The sequence below is a fragment of the Moheibacter sediminis genome, from assembly GCF_900176425.1.
Taxonomy (GTDB): domain Bacteria; phylum Bacteroidota; class Bacteroidia; order Flavobacteriales; family Weeksellaceae; genus Moheibacter; species Moheibacter sediminis.
In genome coordinates, this window is record NZ_FWXS01000006.1 from 150800 (window position 1) to 169592 (window position 18793).

An 18793-nucleotide genomic window follows, 5' to 3' on the forward strand; every position below is an offset into this window, starting at 1 on the left:
CTTTTCGCTTATGAAATGCCGTAGCTTGTCAATAATTCCTGATATTCCGGGCTATTTCTTCTTCTTATACTTTCACTTTCTACCAAATCCTGGATGCGCAGAACACCATCGATGATTGCTTCCGGACGTGGCGGGCAACCCGGAACGTAAACGTCCACCGGAATTACTTGGTCGATTCCCTGCAAAACAGAATAAGTGTCAAAAATTCCACCGCTGCTTGCACAAGCACCAACTGCAACAACCCAACGAGGTTCAGCCATCTGGATGTAAACCTGACGTAGAACCGGAGCCATTTTTTTAGAAATGGTTCCCATCACCATCAAAAGGTCACATTGTCTCGGTGTAAATGCCAAACGCTCACTTCCGAAACGTGACAAATCATATGTAGAACCCATCGTTGCCATAAATTCAATCCCGCAACAACTCGTTGCAAATGGCAAAGGCCATATGGAATTTTTACGAGCCAATCCAATTACTTTAGAAAGCTGCATGGTCATGAAACCTTCTCCCTGATAACCTTCCGGCATATCCACAACTTTGATGTTTGTGTTGTGTGTTACCGGTCTTTTATTATGAATCATAACTTTCTTTTTTAGTTAAACAACATTCAGTACTTCGATTATTTTTCCCAATCCAAAGCACCTTTTTTCCTCACATAAAGATACATAATCAAAAACAGACCCACAAATGTCGATACTGCTGCGAAACCTTCCCATCCTAATTCCTTGAAATTGACTGCGTAAGGATAGAAGAAAATGACTTCCACATCGAACAGTACAAATAGAATAGCTACCAAATAATATTTAATAGAGAAAGGTCTTCTTGCATTTCCAACCTGTTCGATTCCACTTTCAAAGTTGTCCAATTTTTCGTCTGTGCTGCGTTTAGGTCCTAAAAAGTGAGTTGCTACGATAGTACCAACCACAAAACCAACCGCTAAGAGGAACAAAATTAAAATTGGAATATAGTCTAAAGATGTGTTCATTTTCATTAAAAATTCAGCGTGTAAATTTACGAACTATAAACTGTACACAAAGCCGAACGCAATGGAATTTGTCAGTTTTGGTTCAAAACAGTTAATTTATACTCATTATAAATAATTAAAATTCAATTTTGCAAACATATCTTCAAAGATTGTTAAAATAAACTAAAATAATTCTTGCGTTTTCGAGGATTTAATGAAAAATTAATAATCAGAAATTTAAGTGTCTGAAAATTATTTGAATATCATAAGGATAATTCAATTTAAATTTCTACATTTGCCGTCCGAAAAATTAATTAAAAAGTATAACTAATGTATGCAATTGTAGAAATAGCAGGGCTTCAATACAAGATTGAGCAAGACCAGCAATTGTATGTTAACCGTTTGCAAGGTGATGCGGGTGCGGAAGTTTCTTTCGACCGTGTGTTGCTTACTGACAATGGTTCCATACAAGTTGGCGCCCCGGTTATAGACGGAGTTTCTGTCGTAGCAAAAATCGTTGAACACGTAAAAGGTGACAAAGTAATCGTCTTCAAAAAGAAAAGAAGAAAAGGTTACAAAAAGAAAAACGGTCACCGTCAGCAATTCACTAAAATAGAAATCATTTCTATCGGTGGAGGAAAAGCCAAAGCGGCTAAGAAAGAAGCTAAAGTTGAGGACGAAGCTCCAAAAGCTGAAGTGAAAAAAGCGAAAAAGGCAGAAGGCGATAGCGCTGAACCTAAAAAAGCTGCAAAGAAAAAAGAAGATTAATTAACAGAAAAATTTAACTGAAATGGCACATAAGAAAGGAGTTGGTAGTTCTAAGAACGGCCGTGAATCTCATTCGAAACGCTTAGGCGTTAAAATCTTCGGTGGACAAGATGCTATAGCGGGAAACATCATCGTTCGTCAAAGAGGAACAAAGCACCATCCAGGTGACGGTGTAGGTATTGGTAAAGACCATACTTTGTTTGCTTTGGTAGATGGAAAAGTCGTGTTTAGAAAAAAACGTGACGATAGATCTTACGTATCTATCCAACCAAATGTAGAATAACCCGTTTATATAATACAACAATGAAAGGCTTCCCAACGGGTAGCCTTTTGTTTTTTGGCTCCGTAGCTCAGCAGGACAGAGCAGTAGTTTCCTAAACTATTGGTCGGAGGTTCGAATCCTCTCGGAGTCACTTTTTCCATTTTAAATCAATGAATAAGAAAAAATTCTTCCAAGACCTCAAAGAATTCTTCGGACACATGCTCGAGGTAGTTACCCATATTTGGAAATAGAAATTATTCTACACGAAAATTTTCAAATCATTATTTGAAAATTTCATAACTCTTATTATCTTCGCTTTACTATTTTTTAATTTAATAATGAAAACAATTAAATTCTTCCACCCGGAGGAAACGTTCACTTACTACATCGAGAAATGTTTCTGCAAAGTAGTATATTCAGGACAACAACACCAACTCCTTATTGAAGTCCACTCCAACGACGACTTAGATCATGTTGACGACGATTCTTTGCAAAATGAATATCCGCAAGTCATCATGTCCATCGACGATTTTCCTCTTCCAGTTACTTCCATCGAAGAATTGGACGGGCAGACCATCGAAATTCCCAACAGCTATGTCGAAATCGAAGATGAAGATGGCGAATTGGTCGATGTTTATTACACAACGCTCAATTTTTCCGAATCCAAATTTGAATCAGACAACAACAAACTGACCTTTTTCAAAGACGAAACCGGAACTTTGTGCGTCAGATGGAAAGGCGAAGCCGTGGATTTTACAGAAGAAACCGACGAGCTGATTCCTTTTGAAGTGTCCTGCGCATTCGTCCCCCAAAAAATAGAAGAGAAAGACTAAAATCGCATTCTTCTTTTTCAGGAGCCCATCCCGTTTTCCGTTCCAATCTTTTGCTCATCCGCTTATTTTGTCAGCGGTAAAAAAGGAGTTCCACTGCGTTCCACTCTTTTTTACCGTACAAAAACACGCATCCTCACAAAAGGATTTTCACTGCAACCGGGGCTAATTTCTCATGCGAAATCATCTCTTCCCAAAATCTCATGCCCACTGCCAAAAATCCTTTATCTTTGCCCTTGGTTTAAGAGAAAAAAATGAGAACGGAAAAAGACGATAAACTGAAGCAGGACGCACTGCATTACCACGAATCAGGAAGAAAAGGAAAGATAGAAGTGATCCCGACCAAAAGCCACAGCACCCAAAGAGATTTGGCATTGGCTTATTCACCCGGCGTGGCAGAGCCTTGTCTGGCAATCGAGCAAAATCCAGATGATGCTTACCGCTATACCACCAAAGGAAATTTGGTTGCGGTAATTTCCAATGGAACAGCCGTTTTAGGATTGGGCGACATCGGACCTTTGGCATCAAAACCCGTGATGGAGGGGAAAGGTTTATTATTCAAAATCTTTGCGGACATCGATGTATTCGACATTGAAATCGATGAAAAAGACCCTGAAAAATTCATTCAAACTGTAAAAGCAATTTCACCCACTTTTGGTGGAATTAATCTGGAAGATATAAAAGCGCCCGAAGCATTCGAAATCGAAAGAAGGCTCAAAGAAGAATTGGACATTCCTGTTATGCACGATGACCAGCACGGAACTGCAATTATTTCAGCCGCCGCTTTGATCAATGCTTTGGAATTGGCAGATAAAAAAATTGACGAAGTAAAATTCGTTGTAAATGGTGCCGGAGCCGCAGCAATTGCTTGTACGCATTTGTACGTTGCATTGGGTGCGATGCCGGAAAATATTTTGATGTGTGACAGCAAAGGTGTCATCAATCATCGTCGAAATGATTTGAACGAAGAAAAATTACCATTCGTTCGCCAGACAGATTTGAATACTTTGGAAGAAGCTATGAAAAATTCCGACGTTTTCATCGGACTTTCCAAAGCAGATGTGGTTTCTGAAGAAATGTTGCTTTCGATGAATTCAAATCCAATCGTTTTTGCCATGGCAAATCCCGTTCCTGAAATCAGCTATGAAAAAGCAGTTGAAACCAGAAAAGATGTCATCATGGCGACCGGTCGTTCCGATTATCCAAATCAGGTGAACAATGTACTTGGTTTTCCATTTATTTTCCGTGGAGCATTAGACGTTCAGTCTACAAAAATCAATGAAGAAATGAAATTAGCAGCGGTTCATGCTTTGGCAAATTTGGCAAAAGAACCCGTTCCTGAAATGGTAAACATGGCTTACAACGCCGGAAATTTAAGTTTCGGAAAAGAATACATCATTCCAAAACCATTTGACAACCGTTTGATTACACGCGTTTCGATGGCAGTTGCAAAAGCTGCTATAAAATCTGGTGTTGCCAAAAATCCGATTTCAAATTGGGAGGCTTATGAGGAGGAGTTGCTTAACCGAATGAGCAGCGACCAGAAATTAATCAGATTACTTCAAAATAGAGCAAAACAAGATCCAAAAACGGTTGTGTTTAGTAATGCTGCCGAATACAATGTATTAAAAGCTGCACAAATCGTAAACGACGAAGGAATTGCAAAACCCATTTTGCTTGGAAACAAAGCCAAAGTTGAAGAAATAAAAAAACAATTTGACATCATTCTAGATGTTCCGATTATCGATCCGAAATCTCCAGAATCAGAAGAGCACGTAAATAGATTAGCCGAATTGCTTTGGAAAAAACGCCAGCGCAAAGGAATGACTTTGTACAATGCAAAACGTTTCTTGACCAATCGTGATTATTTTGGTTCGATGATGGTAGAAGCGGGTGAAGCAGATGCCTTTTTGACGGGTAGCACGAGAAGTTATGCAAGTTCTTTGAAGCCGGCATTGGAAGTAATTGGTGCTGCGCCAAATGCAGGAAGAGTTGCAGGTTTGATGTTGATGCTTACAAAAAAAGGTCCTTTGTTTTTTGCTGATACGACGATCAATGACAATCCGACCGCGAAAGATTTGGCGAAAATTGCAAGAATGACTGAATATGTGGTAAAAGGAATGGGTATCCAACCGATAACGGCAATGCTTTCTTTTGAAAACTTTGCGGCACGTACCGAAACTTCTAAAAAAGTAAGCGAAGCCGTTTCTATTTTGCACAAAAGTTTTCCCGATATGGTAGTCGATGGAGAAATTCAGCCGGATTTTGCTTTGAATGAAGATTTAATCCAAAAAACATTTCCTTTTTCTAAATTAAACGGAAAACGTGCCAACGTGCTCATTTTCCCAAATTTAGCTTCAGGAAATTTATCTTATAAAATTTTACGCGGAATAGAAAACAGCCAGATCATTGGTCCGATTTTGATGGGAATGAACAAGCCTGTTCACATTTTACAGATGCGTTCTTCGATTGAAGAAATCGTGAATCTCGCAACGATTGCTGTTTTAGATGCCCAACAAAGAAAAAAATGATAACACACTTAAACGGAAAATTAATCGAAATTTATCCAAGTCATGCGATTGTAGAATGTGGCGGAATCGGATATTGGGTCAACATTAGTTTAAACTCCTATTCAAAATTAGAAAAAGAGGAAAACGTTAAAATTTTCACGCAATTTGTCGTTCGGGAAGACGCGCATATTTTGTTTGGATTTCATTCAAAAAAAGAAAGAGAAGTTTTTCAAAAATTGGTTTCTGTAAATGGAGTCGGTCCTTCGTCCGCGATGATGATGCTTTCTTCTTTGGAAATTGATGAAATTGTGGAATCCATTGAAAATGCAGATGTTAAAAAATTACAAAGCGTAAAAGGCATCGGAGCCAAGACAGCACAGAGAATCATCATTGATTTAAAGGATAAGTTAACAGATGATGTTTTTAATTTTAACATTAATTCCGATAATTCTAAAAATAAATCTAAATTTGAGGCGTTATCAGCATTAGACGTTCTCGGAATACCAAGGAAAACCGCCGAAAAAGTAATGGAAGTTGTTTCAAAAGACTATCCTGACGCAGAAGCCGATGTCTTGGTGAAAGAAACGTTGAAAAGATTATAATATTTTTATTGAAACAGCTTTATATACGCATGAGGATGATGAAAAGCTTGTTTCCGGTAATTTTTTTACTATTAATTATCGGAAGGGCAAATGCACAGGACCCTGTTGAGTCTGACACTTTAAAATTTCCGTTTGACACACAAACCGGAGGTTTATTTTTGGACAATCAGATAAATTATGAGGTCGTGTACGACCCCATAAATAACCAATATGTTCTTTGGCCGAAAATCGGTGGGATTACAGTTTCTGAACCCATTTATCTTTCGAGTCAGGAATATCTTGATTTGATTCTAAATCAGGATATCAATAATTATTACAAAGACAAATCCAGAGAATACGATAAACTTTATCGTACGAATGCTTTTGGAGATAAAGATGATGGAAATGGAAGCATCATCCCTAGCTTCAAAATCAAATCACGTGCATTTGAAACGATTTTCGGTGGAAATGAAATTCAATTGATTCCACAAGGAACTGCTCAATTGGACTTGGGATTATTTATCCAAAAAATTGACAATCCGCAATTGCTTCCGCAAAACAGAAATACGCTTACGGTCGATTTGAGACAACGTATCCAAATGAGTGTTTTGGGTAAAGTCGGAGAAAATTTACAGTTAAAAGTAAACTACGATACACAAGCTGGTTTTGGTTTCGAAAATGAAATGAAACTCCAGTGGAAAAACATGAAGGATGGTGGGGAAGATGATATCATTCAAAACATTGAAGTGGGTAACATTTCTATGCCTTTAAATACGAATTTAATTACCGGCGCACAATCACTTTTCGGAGTTAGAACCGATTTGAGATTTGGTCGAACTGATGTGTCGATGGTTTTCTCAGAACAGCGTTCGGAAACCAAAAATATCACAGTTCAGGGTGGAGGTGTTTTGTCTGAATATAAGGTCTTTGCCGAAGATTATGACTACAACCGACATTATTTCGTAGGGCATTTTTTCCGAGACAGATATGACCAGGCATTGTCTAATTATCCACAAATCCAAAGTGATATTGTAATCACACGTATGGAAGTCTGGAGAATTGACCGTGGTGGCGCCAATCAGGAGCAGCGTAGAAGCGTTTTGGCTTTAAGAGATTTAGGCGATGCTCCAGGGAATCCTGATAATGGAACTTTATATACAGAAGTCTCTAATACTATAGGTTCACCAAGACAAGCGAGTACTGCCCGTTCCAGTATGAGTAATTTTAATGATGGTGTAGAAACTTATCAGGAAGGAGAGCATTTTCTTGTCAATGAAAACATGAGGAAATTGGATCCGGGAGAGTATACCTTTTACCCATCTTTAGGTTACATTTCCTTAAATCAGCCTATGGTTGACGGGGAAGATATGTTAGCAGTTTCATTCCAATATACCAGAAACAGTCAACCTGGACCTATCTTCAAAGTAGGGGAGATGTCCGACGAGCAAAGTGAATTGCTAATCACAAAATTAATCAAACCAAATACCACGGTTAACACAGCTTCGCCGATGTGGGATTTGATGATGAAAAATATTTATTCCATCAATGCATTGTCGATTTCTCCCGAAGATTTCATCATGAATGTAGAATTCAAAGACAACAGTGCAAATTCTTCCGGAGTAATTAATTATTTACCCAACACACCGGTTCAAGACCAGACATTACTTCAGGTAATGAATATGGATAGATTAAATCAAAATGGAAACCTTCAGCAAAGTGGAAATGGGTTTTTTGGAGATGGTATTTTTGACTTTGTGCCTGGGGTGACAGTAAACCAAACACAGGGAACCATCATATTTACAACTGTAGAACCCTTTGGTGGGCATTTAGCAGGGGTTTTACAAGATTCAAATTCACCCTATGTTTTTGATGAAATTTACCGCCAGCTTCCAAATACACTCGATGCGGAAAGATTGGCACAACGATATAGTATAGCAGGTCGTTACAAAGGTGAAGTAGGCGGAGGAATTCCGCTTGGAGCCTTCAACGTTCCGGAAGGTTCAGTAAAAGTTACCGCAAACGGACAGGAATTGATGGAAGGTGTTGACTATACCGTAGATTATCAATTAGGTCAGGTAACGATTTTGAACCAACAATTGAAAGACTCGGGTGTTCCTATCAACATCAGTTTAGAAAATCAATCCTCATTTAACATGCAGAAAAAACGTTTCATGGGATTGAATGTTGACCACCGTTTCTCTGAAAACTTCTTGGTAGGAGGTACAATTGTCAATTATCAGGAAAGACCATTGACACAGAAAGCACAATTCGGAGCAGAACCTGTAAGCAATACAATTTTCGGATTGCATACAGAATATACAGGAGAATCCGACTTCCTGACGCGTATTACCAATAAAATTCCAGGTATCAAAACCGATCAGAAGTCTCAAATCAACTTCAGTGCAGAGGGCGCTTATTTAATGCCAGGGACTAACAAAGCTGCAGGTGGAGATTCTTATATCGATGACTTTGAAGATGCACAATCCAGAATTAGTTTAATGGATGCTGCTTCATGGAAATTTGCCAGTACACCGGGTAAGCCAGCAGGTTTAGATGGAAATGCTCACCCTTATTTTCCTAATGGAGCATTGAATGATAATCTTAGTTATGGTAACGGACGTAAATTGATGTCATGGTACAGCATTGATCCTCGTTTCTATGGTATCGGAGGAAACGCTCCTGCCGGAATTACCGATGCCGAACTTTCTCAGCACCGTGTAAGACGAGTAGAATTAAGAGAGCTTTTTGACCAAAGAGATGTGATGGCAGGAACTGCTGCGTATATCAATACTTTTGATATGACTTTTTACCCGTCACTCAGAGGTCCTTACAATGTCAATCCAAATAATACCGACACAGACAGCTGGGGTGCAGCAATGCGACCAATTTCTGTTACAAATTTCATCGATTCCAATGTCGAATACATTGAATTCTGGATGATGGATCCTTATGCAGACGGAACAGGAAGTGAAGGAGAATTATTAATTCACTTAGGAAACGTTTCTGAAGATATATTGAAAGATGGCAAAATGTTGTATGAAAATGGATTGCCACATTCAGGAAGTACGGAGCAGCCAGAAGTATCTAATTGGGGAAATCAACCGAAAAATTACCCAATTATTTATGCCTATGATACAGAAGGAGCCGCAAGAAAACAACAAGATTTAGGTTACAATGGTTTAACTGACGCTGACGAAACTATTAAATATAATGGTTTAACGGGAATCAATCCGGTTACAGGAGAAAGTGACCCTGCAGCAGATAATTACGTATTCTATTTAGATGATCGCTGGACAGCTACACCAGATGGAGGCTCAGTAACAGGACGTTATAAATACTGGCAAGGCTCGCAAGGAAATAACTCTACTGATGATTTGCTTCAGGCCTACAGCATGATGCCTGATGCAGAAGACATCAATTTGGATTATAATTTAGATCAAACAGAATTATACAACCAATACCGAGTTAACTTAAGCCCATCAGCGCTTCAGAACAACCAAAACAACTTTATCGTAGCGACAAAGGAGTCACAGGTAACACTTCCAAACGGACAAACAGAAACAGTAAAATGGTACCAGTTTAGAATTCCTGTAGATGCTTATGATAAAGACATCAACGGAGATGGTGCAGATGACTTAATTACAGAAGAGTCTTTAGCAGCAGCACAAAGTGTACTTACTTCTGCACGTTACATGAGAGTTGTGATGAGAGGTTTTGACCAAGAAACAACAGTTCGTTTTGCAACGATGGACTTGGTACGAAGCAACTGGAGAAGATACCCTAAAATATTGTCACCGATACCAGGGTCAACAGATCCCGCAGAAGGTGTAAATGCAGATCCTTTCCTTTCAAATTTAGAAATTGGAGAAGTCAACATCGAACAAAATTCTACAAACGTACCTCCTTATGTGATGCCTCCGGGAATCGTTCGTGAGGAAATGCAAGGAACCACAGGTTATCAAAGCCAAAACGAAGCTTCGATGGTTTTGAAAGCGAAATTAGATGCGAAAAGTCCGACCAAAGCGGTTTTCAAAAATACCAATTTGGATATGAGAAGATACAAACGCATGGAAATGTTTGTACATGCTCAGGATTTGAAAGACCCTACAAATCAGAATATAGATGAGAACACAAAATTATTCCTTCGTATCGGTAGCGATTATTCTGATAACTATTATGAATATGAAATTCCTTTAAAATATACAGCCAGAACTCCAGATCGAAATCCTAGCAGAATATGGCCGGATGAAAACTTAATTGATCTGCAAACGGATTTCTTTACAGATGCAAAAAAGGCGAGAGACTTGGATCAAACAACAAATACGCTGGAACGTTTTATGTATGTGCCGGATGAGAATAATCCAAACAAAATTATCTATGTAAAAGGCCGCCCTTCATTGGGTGGAGTCACTTCAGTGATGATTGGTTTACGTTCAACAAATGCACAAGACAAAGAAGTTTTGGTTTGGGTAAATGAACTTCGCTTGAGTGAAATTGACAATGAAGGTGGTTATGCAGCCATGGCAAGTCTAGGATTTACATTAGGAGACTTTGCACAGGTTCAGGTTTCAGGGAGTATAAACTCAGCAGGATTTGGAGCCATAGATCAAGGCCCAAGCCAACGTAACCAAGATGATTACAGAGACTATGCTTTAAACGCACAGATGAAATTGGATAAATTCTTACCACAGAAATGGGGAATGGAAATTCCATTTAACGTCTCCATCAGTGAGCAGTTTACAGACCCGAAATACAACCCGCTGGACAATGATATCTTGTTTGACGAAGCACCAAATAAAGAAGAATTGAAAGACATCGTAAGGACTTATGCTCAGCAAAAATCCTTCACGTTCAGCAACATTAGAAAAGTAAAAACAAGCACGGCACCAGCCAGGTTTTATGATGTTTCCAACTTTGCATTGTCATTCATGTATGGGGACACCTATATGCGGGATGTTTATACTTCATATAATCTGAGCAAACAGATAAGAACATCGTTGAATTATAACTATACATTCAAACCGAAGTATTACCAGCCGTTGAAAGATTGGAGAGCCGTTCAGGATACAGCGAAATCTTCTAAATATTTAAAATTCTTAAAAGAATTCAATGTAAATCCATTACCGGCGAGATTCTCATTCAGAACTGAAATTCACAGAACATACAACGAAAGACAGTACAGAGATTTGAATCAGTATTTCGGAGGAAGCTCATATCTGTTCCCCGTTGCGTTCAGTAATAACTTCTTATTCTCTTGGCAGTACAATGTTGGATTTGATTTGACTAAATCGTTACGATTAGATTATACTTCTTCAACCCGAACTTTAAATGACGGTTCCAGATTTGAATACGCAGACAAAGGTTTAATTTGGAATAATTTATTTGAAGTCGGAAGACCTGTAAACTATGACCATCAAATTCAGTTGAACTGGAAAACGCCACTTCATTTATTCCCATATTTGAACTGGGCAAATCTTGAATTAGGATTTACTTCCAATTACAACTGGCAGGCGCGTTCTACAGTATTCAGAAATGCACAGGATGAGAACGGACAAAGGGTAAATCTAGGTAACATCGCTCAAAATTCTAGTAACATCAATATGATTGGTGATTTTGATTTGACAAAATTCTATACTGAATTCAGAGGCTACACCAAATTAGATTCCATCAAACGAGGAAGAAACCGCGAAATCGATTCACTTACACGTGCATATGAAGAGCAGGCTTTGAGTAAAACCAAAAGAAGACAAAACAGAAAAGCATACAAGTTCAAAAGCAAGTATCGTGCTCAGGATTATGGATGGATGGTTCTGTCAAGTGTGAAAAAAGTGAATTTCAATTATAACCAAACCAATGGAGCAGTCGTTCCGGGAATTCTTTCTGATCCTAATTTCTTCGGATTTGGAAAAAATGGCGGAGGACCGGGCGCAGGGTTTATTTTTGGAACTGAATTTGACATCAAGCGAACCCTTATAGAATCAGGAAATGATTGGGTAACAAGAAGCGAACAATTGCTCGAACCTTATCAAATTACAAGAGGAACCAATTTTACAGCACAATCGCTCATAGAACCTTTCCCTAAACTGAGAATTGATTTGAATGCCAAGCGTTCCTCAAGCTTCAGAAGTGTGGAAACAGGATTCAATTTGAGATCGGCACAGAATCCTTTGGTATATACTTACGTCGATAGTTTTGAAACATTGAACAGCAGCAACGTTGCGATTGCAACTGCTTTTATGGATCCTGATCAGATGTATCAATCATTCATCGATAATACGCAGATTATATCACAAAGATTAGGCATGGCAAACGGTATGGCTCCATCGGGAGATGGTTACTATACTGGCTACGGTCGAGCCAACTATGATGTATTGGTGCCTGCATTCATCGCCGCTGTAGAAGGAAAAGATGCATCCAGCTCATCATTGGGTCACAATCGTAAAATTCCATTGCCAAACTGGAATATTACTTACTCAGGTTTGACAAATATCCCGATGATCAATAAATTGTTCCAGGTATTTGAAGTATCGCATTCTTATTTGTCATCATACACAGCAAACGGTATTCAGTCCAATCCAAACTATTTTATGGATCCGATGGGACGTGATTATGATAACAATTTTTACTCTAAAAATATCTATGGAAGCATCAATATGATTGAATCATTCTCTCCTTTGATTGGGGTTGATATGACTTTCAGAAACAGCTTCCAGTTGAGAGCACAGTACATCAAAGACCGTATGTTGACCATGAGCTTGAGTAATTATACACTGACAGAAGATTACGGAACAGAATATGTAATCGGTATGGGCTATGTGATGAAAGATGTAAAATTGAAAATGCGTTACCAAGGGAAAAACAAAACCTATACAGGCGATATGAACTTCCGTGCAGATGTGAGAATGAGAGACAGCGAAACGCGAATCCGCAGAATTCTGGAAAATGATTCGCAGGTTACGGGAGGTCAAAAATTGGTATCGATTATGTTCTCGGCAGACTATGATTTCAGCAAAAGTTTCAACCTGAAATTCTTCTGGGATCAAATGATGACCGAATATAAAATTTCAACCGCTTATCCAATTTCAACCATACGCGCAGGTTTAAGCGCAACCCTTACATTTGGAAATTAAAAAACAATCAAAAAATATTTTAAAATGAATATCCCACAAGATTTAAAGTACAGCAAAGACCACGAATGGGTAAGAGTAGAAGGTGATACCGTAACCATTGGGATCACAGACTTCGCACAAGGAGAACTAGGCGACATCGTTTATGTAGATGTAGATTCAGAAGGTGAAACATTGGGCGCGGAAGAAGTTTTCGGAACTGTAGAAGCAGTGAAAACCGTTTCTGATTTATTCATGCCACTAAGCGGAGAAGTACTTGAATTAAATCCAATTCTGGAATCAGAACCTGAAAAAATAAACTCAGATCCTTACGGAGACGGATGGGTAATCAAAGTAAAAATTTCTGACGCTTCAGAACTAGATAACTTATTAGATGCAGCAGCGTATAAAGAGCTTGTTGGAGCATAAAAACTCACAGTATTTCCGTGTAAGCCTATATGCTTACACGGTTTTACTCTTCATTGCCACGCTTACCCCCCTCGGCTATTTTCAGGGAGGTGATTCCAGCTTACTTAGCCAAATAGTATTTCCACACATTGACAAAGTAGTACATTTCTTTATGTTCTTCTTTATGGCAATACTGCTTTATTGCTCATTCAATCTCAACAAAATTCTCTATTTCACCATTCCCACCGCAACCGGAATCCTTATCGAAGTATTACAACATACCACCAACACCGGTCGTACATTTGATATCTTTGACATTGCCGCAAATACTGCCGGCGCATTCATTGCATTTTTATTCATCAGAAAACGATAATATCGTATTTCATCCCTTTCGTTGTCAAACCCAACATTTAAAATTGACTTCGTCCAATCTTCCATTTCATCATTCGAAATTTATAATAATATAGGGCGCCTTATCGGGCTGCTCCGGGGTACGCTTCGCTTCCGTCTTCCGCTCCACTTCAGACCGGCTCCTTCGTCGCCGCCCTTCATATCCCGGGCGCATTCAATACCTGTACATTGCTTAAATTCTTCTCAATACCGAAACCTACATTTAACCCTTAGTTAAAATCCACCCATTTTAGATTCTCTAATTTTGTGTTCTAATTATTTGTACAATGAGGAAACTCTTACTGATTTTTCTCCCTCTAACCCTATTTGCACAAATACCTAATTATTACCAAGGAATTGATTTCAGCCAGACAAGTTCAGAACTACAGTCAGACCTTGCCGCATTGGTGACAGCCACACATACGCACGAACTGGTGTATACACCGCAAGTTTGGAATGCACTCAGGCTCACTGACCTAGACCCGGAAAACCCACTAAATGTATTTCTAGTTTATGGTTACGATGATACCGATGATGATTTCGTAAATGACCGCACACGTGACAAAACACTGAGCTGCCACAATACCGATTGCGATGGCAAATGGGTACGTGAGCACGTCTTCCCCAAATCCCTTGGCAATCCGTCATTCCAGAACACTGGTCCAGGCTCCGATGCACATTCCATCCGTTCTGTAGATTATACCTGGAACAACTCTCGCTCCAACCGTAAATTTACTTATGGACAAGGAAATTCACACATTACAGACAATGGACTTTTCTACCCTGGTGATGAGTGGAAAGGAGATGTTGCCCGTATGATGATGTACATGCACATTCGATATGCAGAACGCTGCAAAGCCGGTTATGTAGGAACAAGCTCTTACACTTACCACCACGAAATGCCCGATATTTTCCTTCAATGGAATGCCGAAGACCCCGTGAGTGAACACGAACTCGTGAGAAACGAAGTTTTACAAGACATGCAGGGCAATCGAAATCCATTCATCGACAATCCATATCTCGCAACACTCATCTGGGGTGGAGATGCAGCAGAAAATACATGGTTTGAACTCTCCGTACAAGAAGAAATTTTTGCTAAGACGCAGATTTATCCAAATCCTGCATCAGATATATTAAATATAAATTCAAACAAGACCATTCGTTCCGTTTCTCTTTTTACAACTATTGGAAACAGGATTTATAATAAGGAAGTCTATAAAACAGAAACACAATTGCAGCTTAATCAATACGAAAGCGGCGCTTACATCTTGCTGATTGTTTATACAGACAACACCAAAGAGACACGTAAGGTCATCTTCAAACATTAATTTTTCTTTTTCAAACATAAATCCGGACGTTTAGCGATTTGTTAAATGCCCGGATTTTTCCTTTCATAATTTACCAATAACTAACAACCATTAACCATCAGCCACTTTCCAACTTTTTTCCCATCTTTGTACCACAAATTAATATTATGGCAGTCCAGAAACCATCAATCCCAAAAGGAACCAGAGATTTTTCTCCCGAAGAAGTAAGCAAAAGACAGTATATATTTGATATAATCCGCCATCAGTTTCAGTTATATGGGTATTCTCCCATCGAAACACCTTCTTTCGAAAACCTTTCTACTCTTACCGGAAAATATGGTGAAGAAGGAGATCGCCTCATCTTCAAAATCCTCAATTCAGGAGATTATTTAGAAAAAGCAGACCCACAATTATTGGCAGATAAAAACAGCCAAAAACTAATCTCAACGATATCCGAGAAAGCATTGCGATATGACCTCACTGTGCCATTCGCGCGTTACGTCGTTCAGCATCAAAATGAAATCACATTTCCTTTCAAACGTTACCAGATGCAGCCCGTTTGGCGTGCAGACCGCCCGCAGAAAGGACGTTTCCGTGAATTTTACCAATGCGATGCTGATGTTGTGGGAAGCGATTCCCTTTTGCAGGAAGTAGAACTCGTTTCGCTTTACGACGCAGTTTTTTCTCAATTAAATATTCCCGTAGAAATTCATTTCAACAATAGAAAAATCCTCAGCGGACTCGCAGAAGTTGCCGACATCTCCAATCAGTTGATTGACTTCACTGTTGCTTTGGATAAATTGGACAAAATAGGCGAAGAAAAAGTAAAAGAAGAAATGTCGCAGAAAGGAATTTCCGAAACAGCCATTAAAAAACTTTCTCCTTTGTTCGCGATGTCAGGCGATTTCAATTCACAATTAAATTCATTGGAAGAAATTCTTAAATCTTCCGAAACCGGAATGAAAGGTGTCGAAGAGGTTCGTTTCGTATTCGAAAAAATAAAAAATTTAGGTTTAAATTCTTCCGATTTAGTTTTGAATTTAACGCTTGCCCGCGGACTCGATTATTACACCGGTGCCATTTTAGAGGTTAAAGCCAAAAACGTGCAGTTAGGTTCCATTGGCGGCGGCGGACGCTACGATGATTTGACAGGAATTTTTGGTTTGAAAGGCATTTCAGGGGTTGGGATTTCATTTGGTCTGGATAGAATTTATTTGGTTTTGGAAGAATTAAATTTATTTCCGGAATCAATCGAAAATACACTCGATGTCTTATTCATCAATTTCGGCGAAAATGAATCCGTAAAAGCCATGAAGCTGGCAAAACAACTTAGAGCAAATGGTTTTCGCTGCGAAGTTTATCCCGACAATGCCAAAATGAAAAAACAGATGCAGTACGCCGACAAAAAAGCGGTAAAATACGTCATCATTATTGGCGAAGAAGAATTAAACTCCCAAAAAGTATCTGTCAAAAACATGACTTCCGGTGACCAGAATTCAATCTCAGACGAAGAATTAATTCAAAATTTAAGCTTTTAAAATCGTGTGTGAAAATTAATTACATTTACGCATTAACAAAAAGCACATGAAAAAACATTTATTATCGCTACTGTTGTTTGCAGGAAGTATTTCATTGGCATTCTCCCAAAATCTACTTACCGAAAGAGCAACAAAGAAAATCAGCTACAATGAATTTGGCGTTGTAAACAAAGTGACCTTTAAAAAAGGAGCGGTGGCACAAAATTCTTCTTTAGATTTACTCAAAGAAATTACGGGTGAAGTACCAAATTCTGAATTTGTTTTGAAATCTTCAAATACAGATAAATACAATATAACTCACGAAGAATTTACCCGTACCTACAATGGGATTCCGATAGATTTGGAAACGTATAAAGTCCATTCAAAAAACGGATACATCATGTCAGCTAACGGAAGTTTTTCTCTATTGGATCTGGATTCAAATCCAAATTTCATTTCGGCAGAAGAAGCTTTCCAAAAAGCAGTAAATTCTACCAATGCTGAAACTTATGCCTGGGAAACCAATGAAACATTAAACCCAAAACCACAACCTGAACTTGTGATTTTGCCGGCAGGTTTAGCAAAGGAAAAGAAAGTGAAATATGCTTATAAAATAAACATATTTGCCGTGAAACCTTTGAGTAGAAACTGGATTTACATCGATGCACAAACCGGACAGATTCTGTTCAAAGACCCGATTATAAAACATGCCGAAGGTCATTTTGATAAGCATACAGCGAAAGAAGGTGCATTTATTTCTCTTAAAAAAAATAATTTTCTTTTAGTTGAGGGTAATGGAGATACACGTTATAGTGGAAACCAGCCTTTGGAAACATCTTTAGGTAATGATGACCGTTATTTTCTAAAAGATGATACAAGAAACATTCATGTTTTAAACTCAAACCAAACATTTCTTTGGGATGTTACAGAGTTTACAGATGATGACAATGTATGGAGCGATGCAGAATTCAACAATGAATTCAAAGACAATGCAGCATTGGATGTATTATGGGGCATGGGTAAAACCTATGATTATTTCATGGATGTTTTTGACAGAGATAGCTATGATGACAATGGCTCTCCACTTATGGGATATGTACACCTAGATTTTGAATATGACAACGCATTCTGGTCAGGTGATTTTATGGGATATGGTGATGGAACGTCAAATGGAGAGGAAGGAAACGGAAGATTTGATGCTTTGGTTTCTGTTGATGTAACTGCGCATGAAATCGGACACGGAGTATGTCAGGAAACAGCAAATTTAATTTACGAGCGGGAGCCGGGAGCATTAAACGAATCTCTCTCTGACATTTGGGGTGCAGCCGTTGAGTATTACGCCGCGCCAAACGATCCCAACAAAGATCATTGGTTGATCGGAGAAGAAATCGACCGTAGAGAAAATTCAATTGGTCTCAGGTCTATGAAAAATCCTAAAGATAAAGGCAGTCCAAATACTTATAAAGGGCAATATTGGAGACCAGCATCTTATGAAGAATGTCCGATTCCTGATTATTATGAAAATGATTACTGTGGAGTTCATTATAATTCAGGTGTTTTGAACTATTGGTTTTATTTGGTTTCAGAAGGTGGAAATGGTGTAAATGATAACAGCGATGCTTATGATGTCGAAGGAATTGGAATCGAAAAAGCAGCTGCAATTGTTTACTGTGCTGAAACAAATTACCTGGAATATGATTCATGGTACGAAGACGCAAAAGAATTCATGACAGAGTGTGCAGCGAACATATTTGGAGACAATTCTCAAGAATTTCAAACAGTAAAAGACGCATGGTACGCAGTAGGTTTGGGGGATGGAATCATGGCTGTAAATGAAGTTAAATCTAAGAATATTTTGGTTTATCCTAATCCTGTAAAAGATTTCATCAACATTCAAACAAAAGAAAACATAGGAGAGCTGACTTTCAAAATATTAAATTTAAATGGTCAGAAACTTGCTGAGGGAAAAGTTGTAAATGGTAAAATAAATACAGCTTATCTAGTTCCGGGAAATTATGTTTTAATGATTAATGGTAAAAACCTAAATCATACACAGAAATTTATCAAGAAATAAAATTTTAAATTATATGAAATGAAAGGTAGCTTAGGCTGCCTTTTTTGTTTGATAAAATAGATCTCATCTCCCTAAA

13 protein-coding genes and 1 tRNA gene are annotated in these 18793 nt (G+C 38.5%); 12 read left to right on the top strand and 2 right to left on the bottom strand.

The annotated features are described in order from the left end of the window. Positions 1–8: 8 nt before the first annotated feature. Together B8977_RS10235 and B8977_RS10240 are read right to left on the bottom strand one after the other, a co-directional pair. Positions 9–581 (bottom strand): NADH-quinone oxidoreductase subunit B, encoded by a 573-nt coding sequence (locus B8977_RS10235; protein WP_084017617.1) that lies wholly within the window; start codon positions 579–581, stop codon positions 9–11. 38 nt (positions 582–619) lie between these two features. Next, on the bottom strand, positions 620–985 hold the full coding sequence (locus tag B8977_RS10240; protein ID WP_084017689.1) for an NADH-quinone oxidoreductase subunit A: 366 nt from the start codon (positions 983–985) through the stop codon (positions 620–622). Positions 986–1294: 309 nt separating this feature from the next. Here B8977_RS10240 and rplU point away from each other — a divergent pair, with 309 nt between their 5' ends. The 12 genes from rplU to B8977_RS10300 all read left to right on the top strand — a co-directional run bounded on the left by rplU (position 1295) and on the right by B8977_RS10300 (position 18717). Beyond that, positions 1295–1732: a 50S ribosomal protein L21 gene (rplU, locus tag B8977_RS10245; protein ID WP_084017618.1), complete on the top strand. Its 438-nt coding sequence runs from the start codon at positions 1295–1297 to the stop codon at positions 1730–1732. A 22-nt stretch (positions 1733–1754) separates the two neighbouring features. After that, positions 1755–2015, top strand: a complete 261-nt coding sequence (rpmA, locus tag B8977_RS10250; protein ID WP_084017619.1) for a 50S ribosomal protein L27 — start codon at positions 1755–1757, stop codon at positions 2013–2015. A gap of 56 nt (positions 2016–2071) precedes the next feature. Then, positions 2072–2145: transfer RNA gene (locus B8977_RS10255), tRNA-Arg, on the top strand. A gap of 187 nt (positions 2146–2332) precedes the next feature. Next, complete coding sequence (locus B8977_RS10260) at positions 2333–2827, top strand: hypothetical protein (RefSeq protein WP_084017620.1); 495 nt, start codon at positions 2333–2335, stop codon at positions 2825–2827. Positions 2828–3078: 251 nt separating this feature from the next. Beyond that, complete coding sequence (locus B8977_RS10265; RefSeq protein WP_084017621.1) at positions 3079–5355, top strand: NADP-dependent malic enzyme; 2277 nt, start codon at positions 3079–3081, stop codon at positions 5353–5355. Next, a complete protein-coding gene (ruvA, locus tag B8977_RS10270) occupies positions 5352–5936 on the top strand; it encodes a Holliday junction branch migration protein RuvA (RefSeq protein ID WP_084017622.1) in 585 nt (194 codons plus the stop codon). Before B8977_RS10265 ends, ruvA begins: the two co-directional genes overlap by 4 nt. A gap of 35 nt (positions 5937–5971) precedes the next feature. Further along, positions 5972–13045, top strand: coding sequence for a T9SS outer membrane translocon Sov/SprA (gene sov, locus B8977_RS10275; RefSeq protein WP_245828528.1), 7074 nt, complete (start codon positions 5972–5974; stop codon positions 13043–13045). A gap of 24 nt (positions 13046–13069) precedes the next feature. After that, positions 13070–13450: a glycine cleavage system protein GcvH gene (gcvH, locus tag B8977_RS10280; RefSeq protein ID WP_084017624.1), complete on the top strand. Its 381-nt coding sequence runs from the start codon at positions 13070–13072 to the stop codon at positions 13448–13450. Beyond that, complete coding sequence (locus B8977_RS10285) at positions 13416–13802, top strand: VanZ family protein (RefSeq protein WP_084017625.1); 387 nt, start codon at positions 13416–13418, stop codon at positions 13800–13802. The genes gcvH and B8977_RS10285 overlap by 35 nt, the downstream gene beginning before the upstream one ends. Positions 13803–14106: 304 nt before the next feature. Further along, entirely contained in the window at positions 14107–15147 is a 1041-nt protein-coding gene (locus B8977_RS10290) for an endonuclease (RefSeq protein WP_084017626.1), read from the top strand. A 146-nt stretch (positions 15148–15293) separates the two neighbouring features. Next, on the top strand, positions 15294–16664 hold the full coding sequence (gene hisS, locus B8977_RS10295) for a histidine--tRNA ligase (protein WP_084017627.1): 1371 nt from the start codon (positions 15294–15296) through the stop codon (positions 16662–16664). A 46-nt stretch (positions 16665–16710) separates the two neighbouring features. Further along, positions 16711–18717, top strand: a complete 2007-nt coding sequence (locus B8977_RS10300; RefSeq protein ID WP_084017628.1) for a M4 family metallopeptidase — start codon at positions 16711–16713, stop codon at positions 18715–18717. Positions 18718–18793 lie beyond the last annotated feature (76 nt).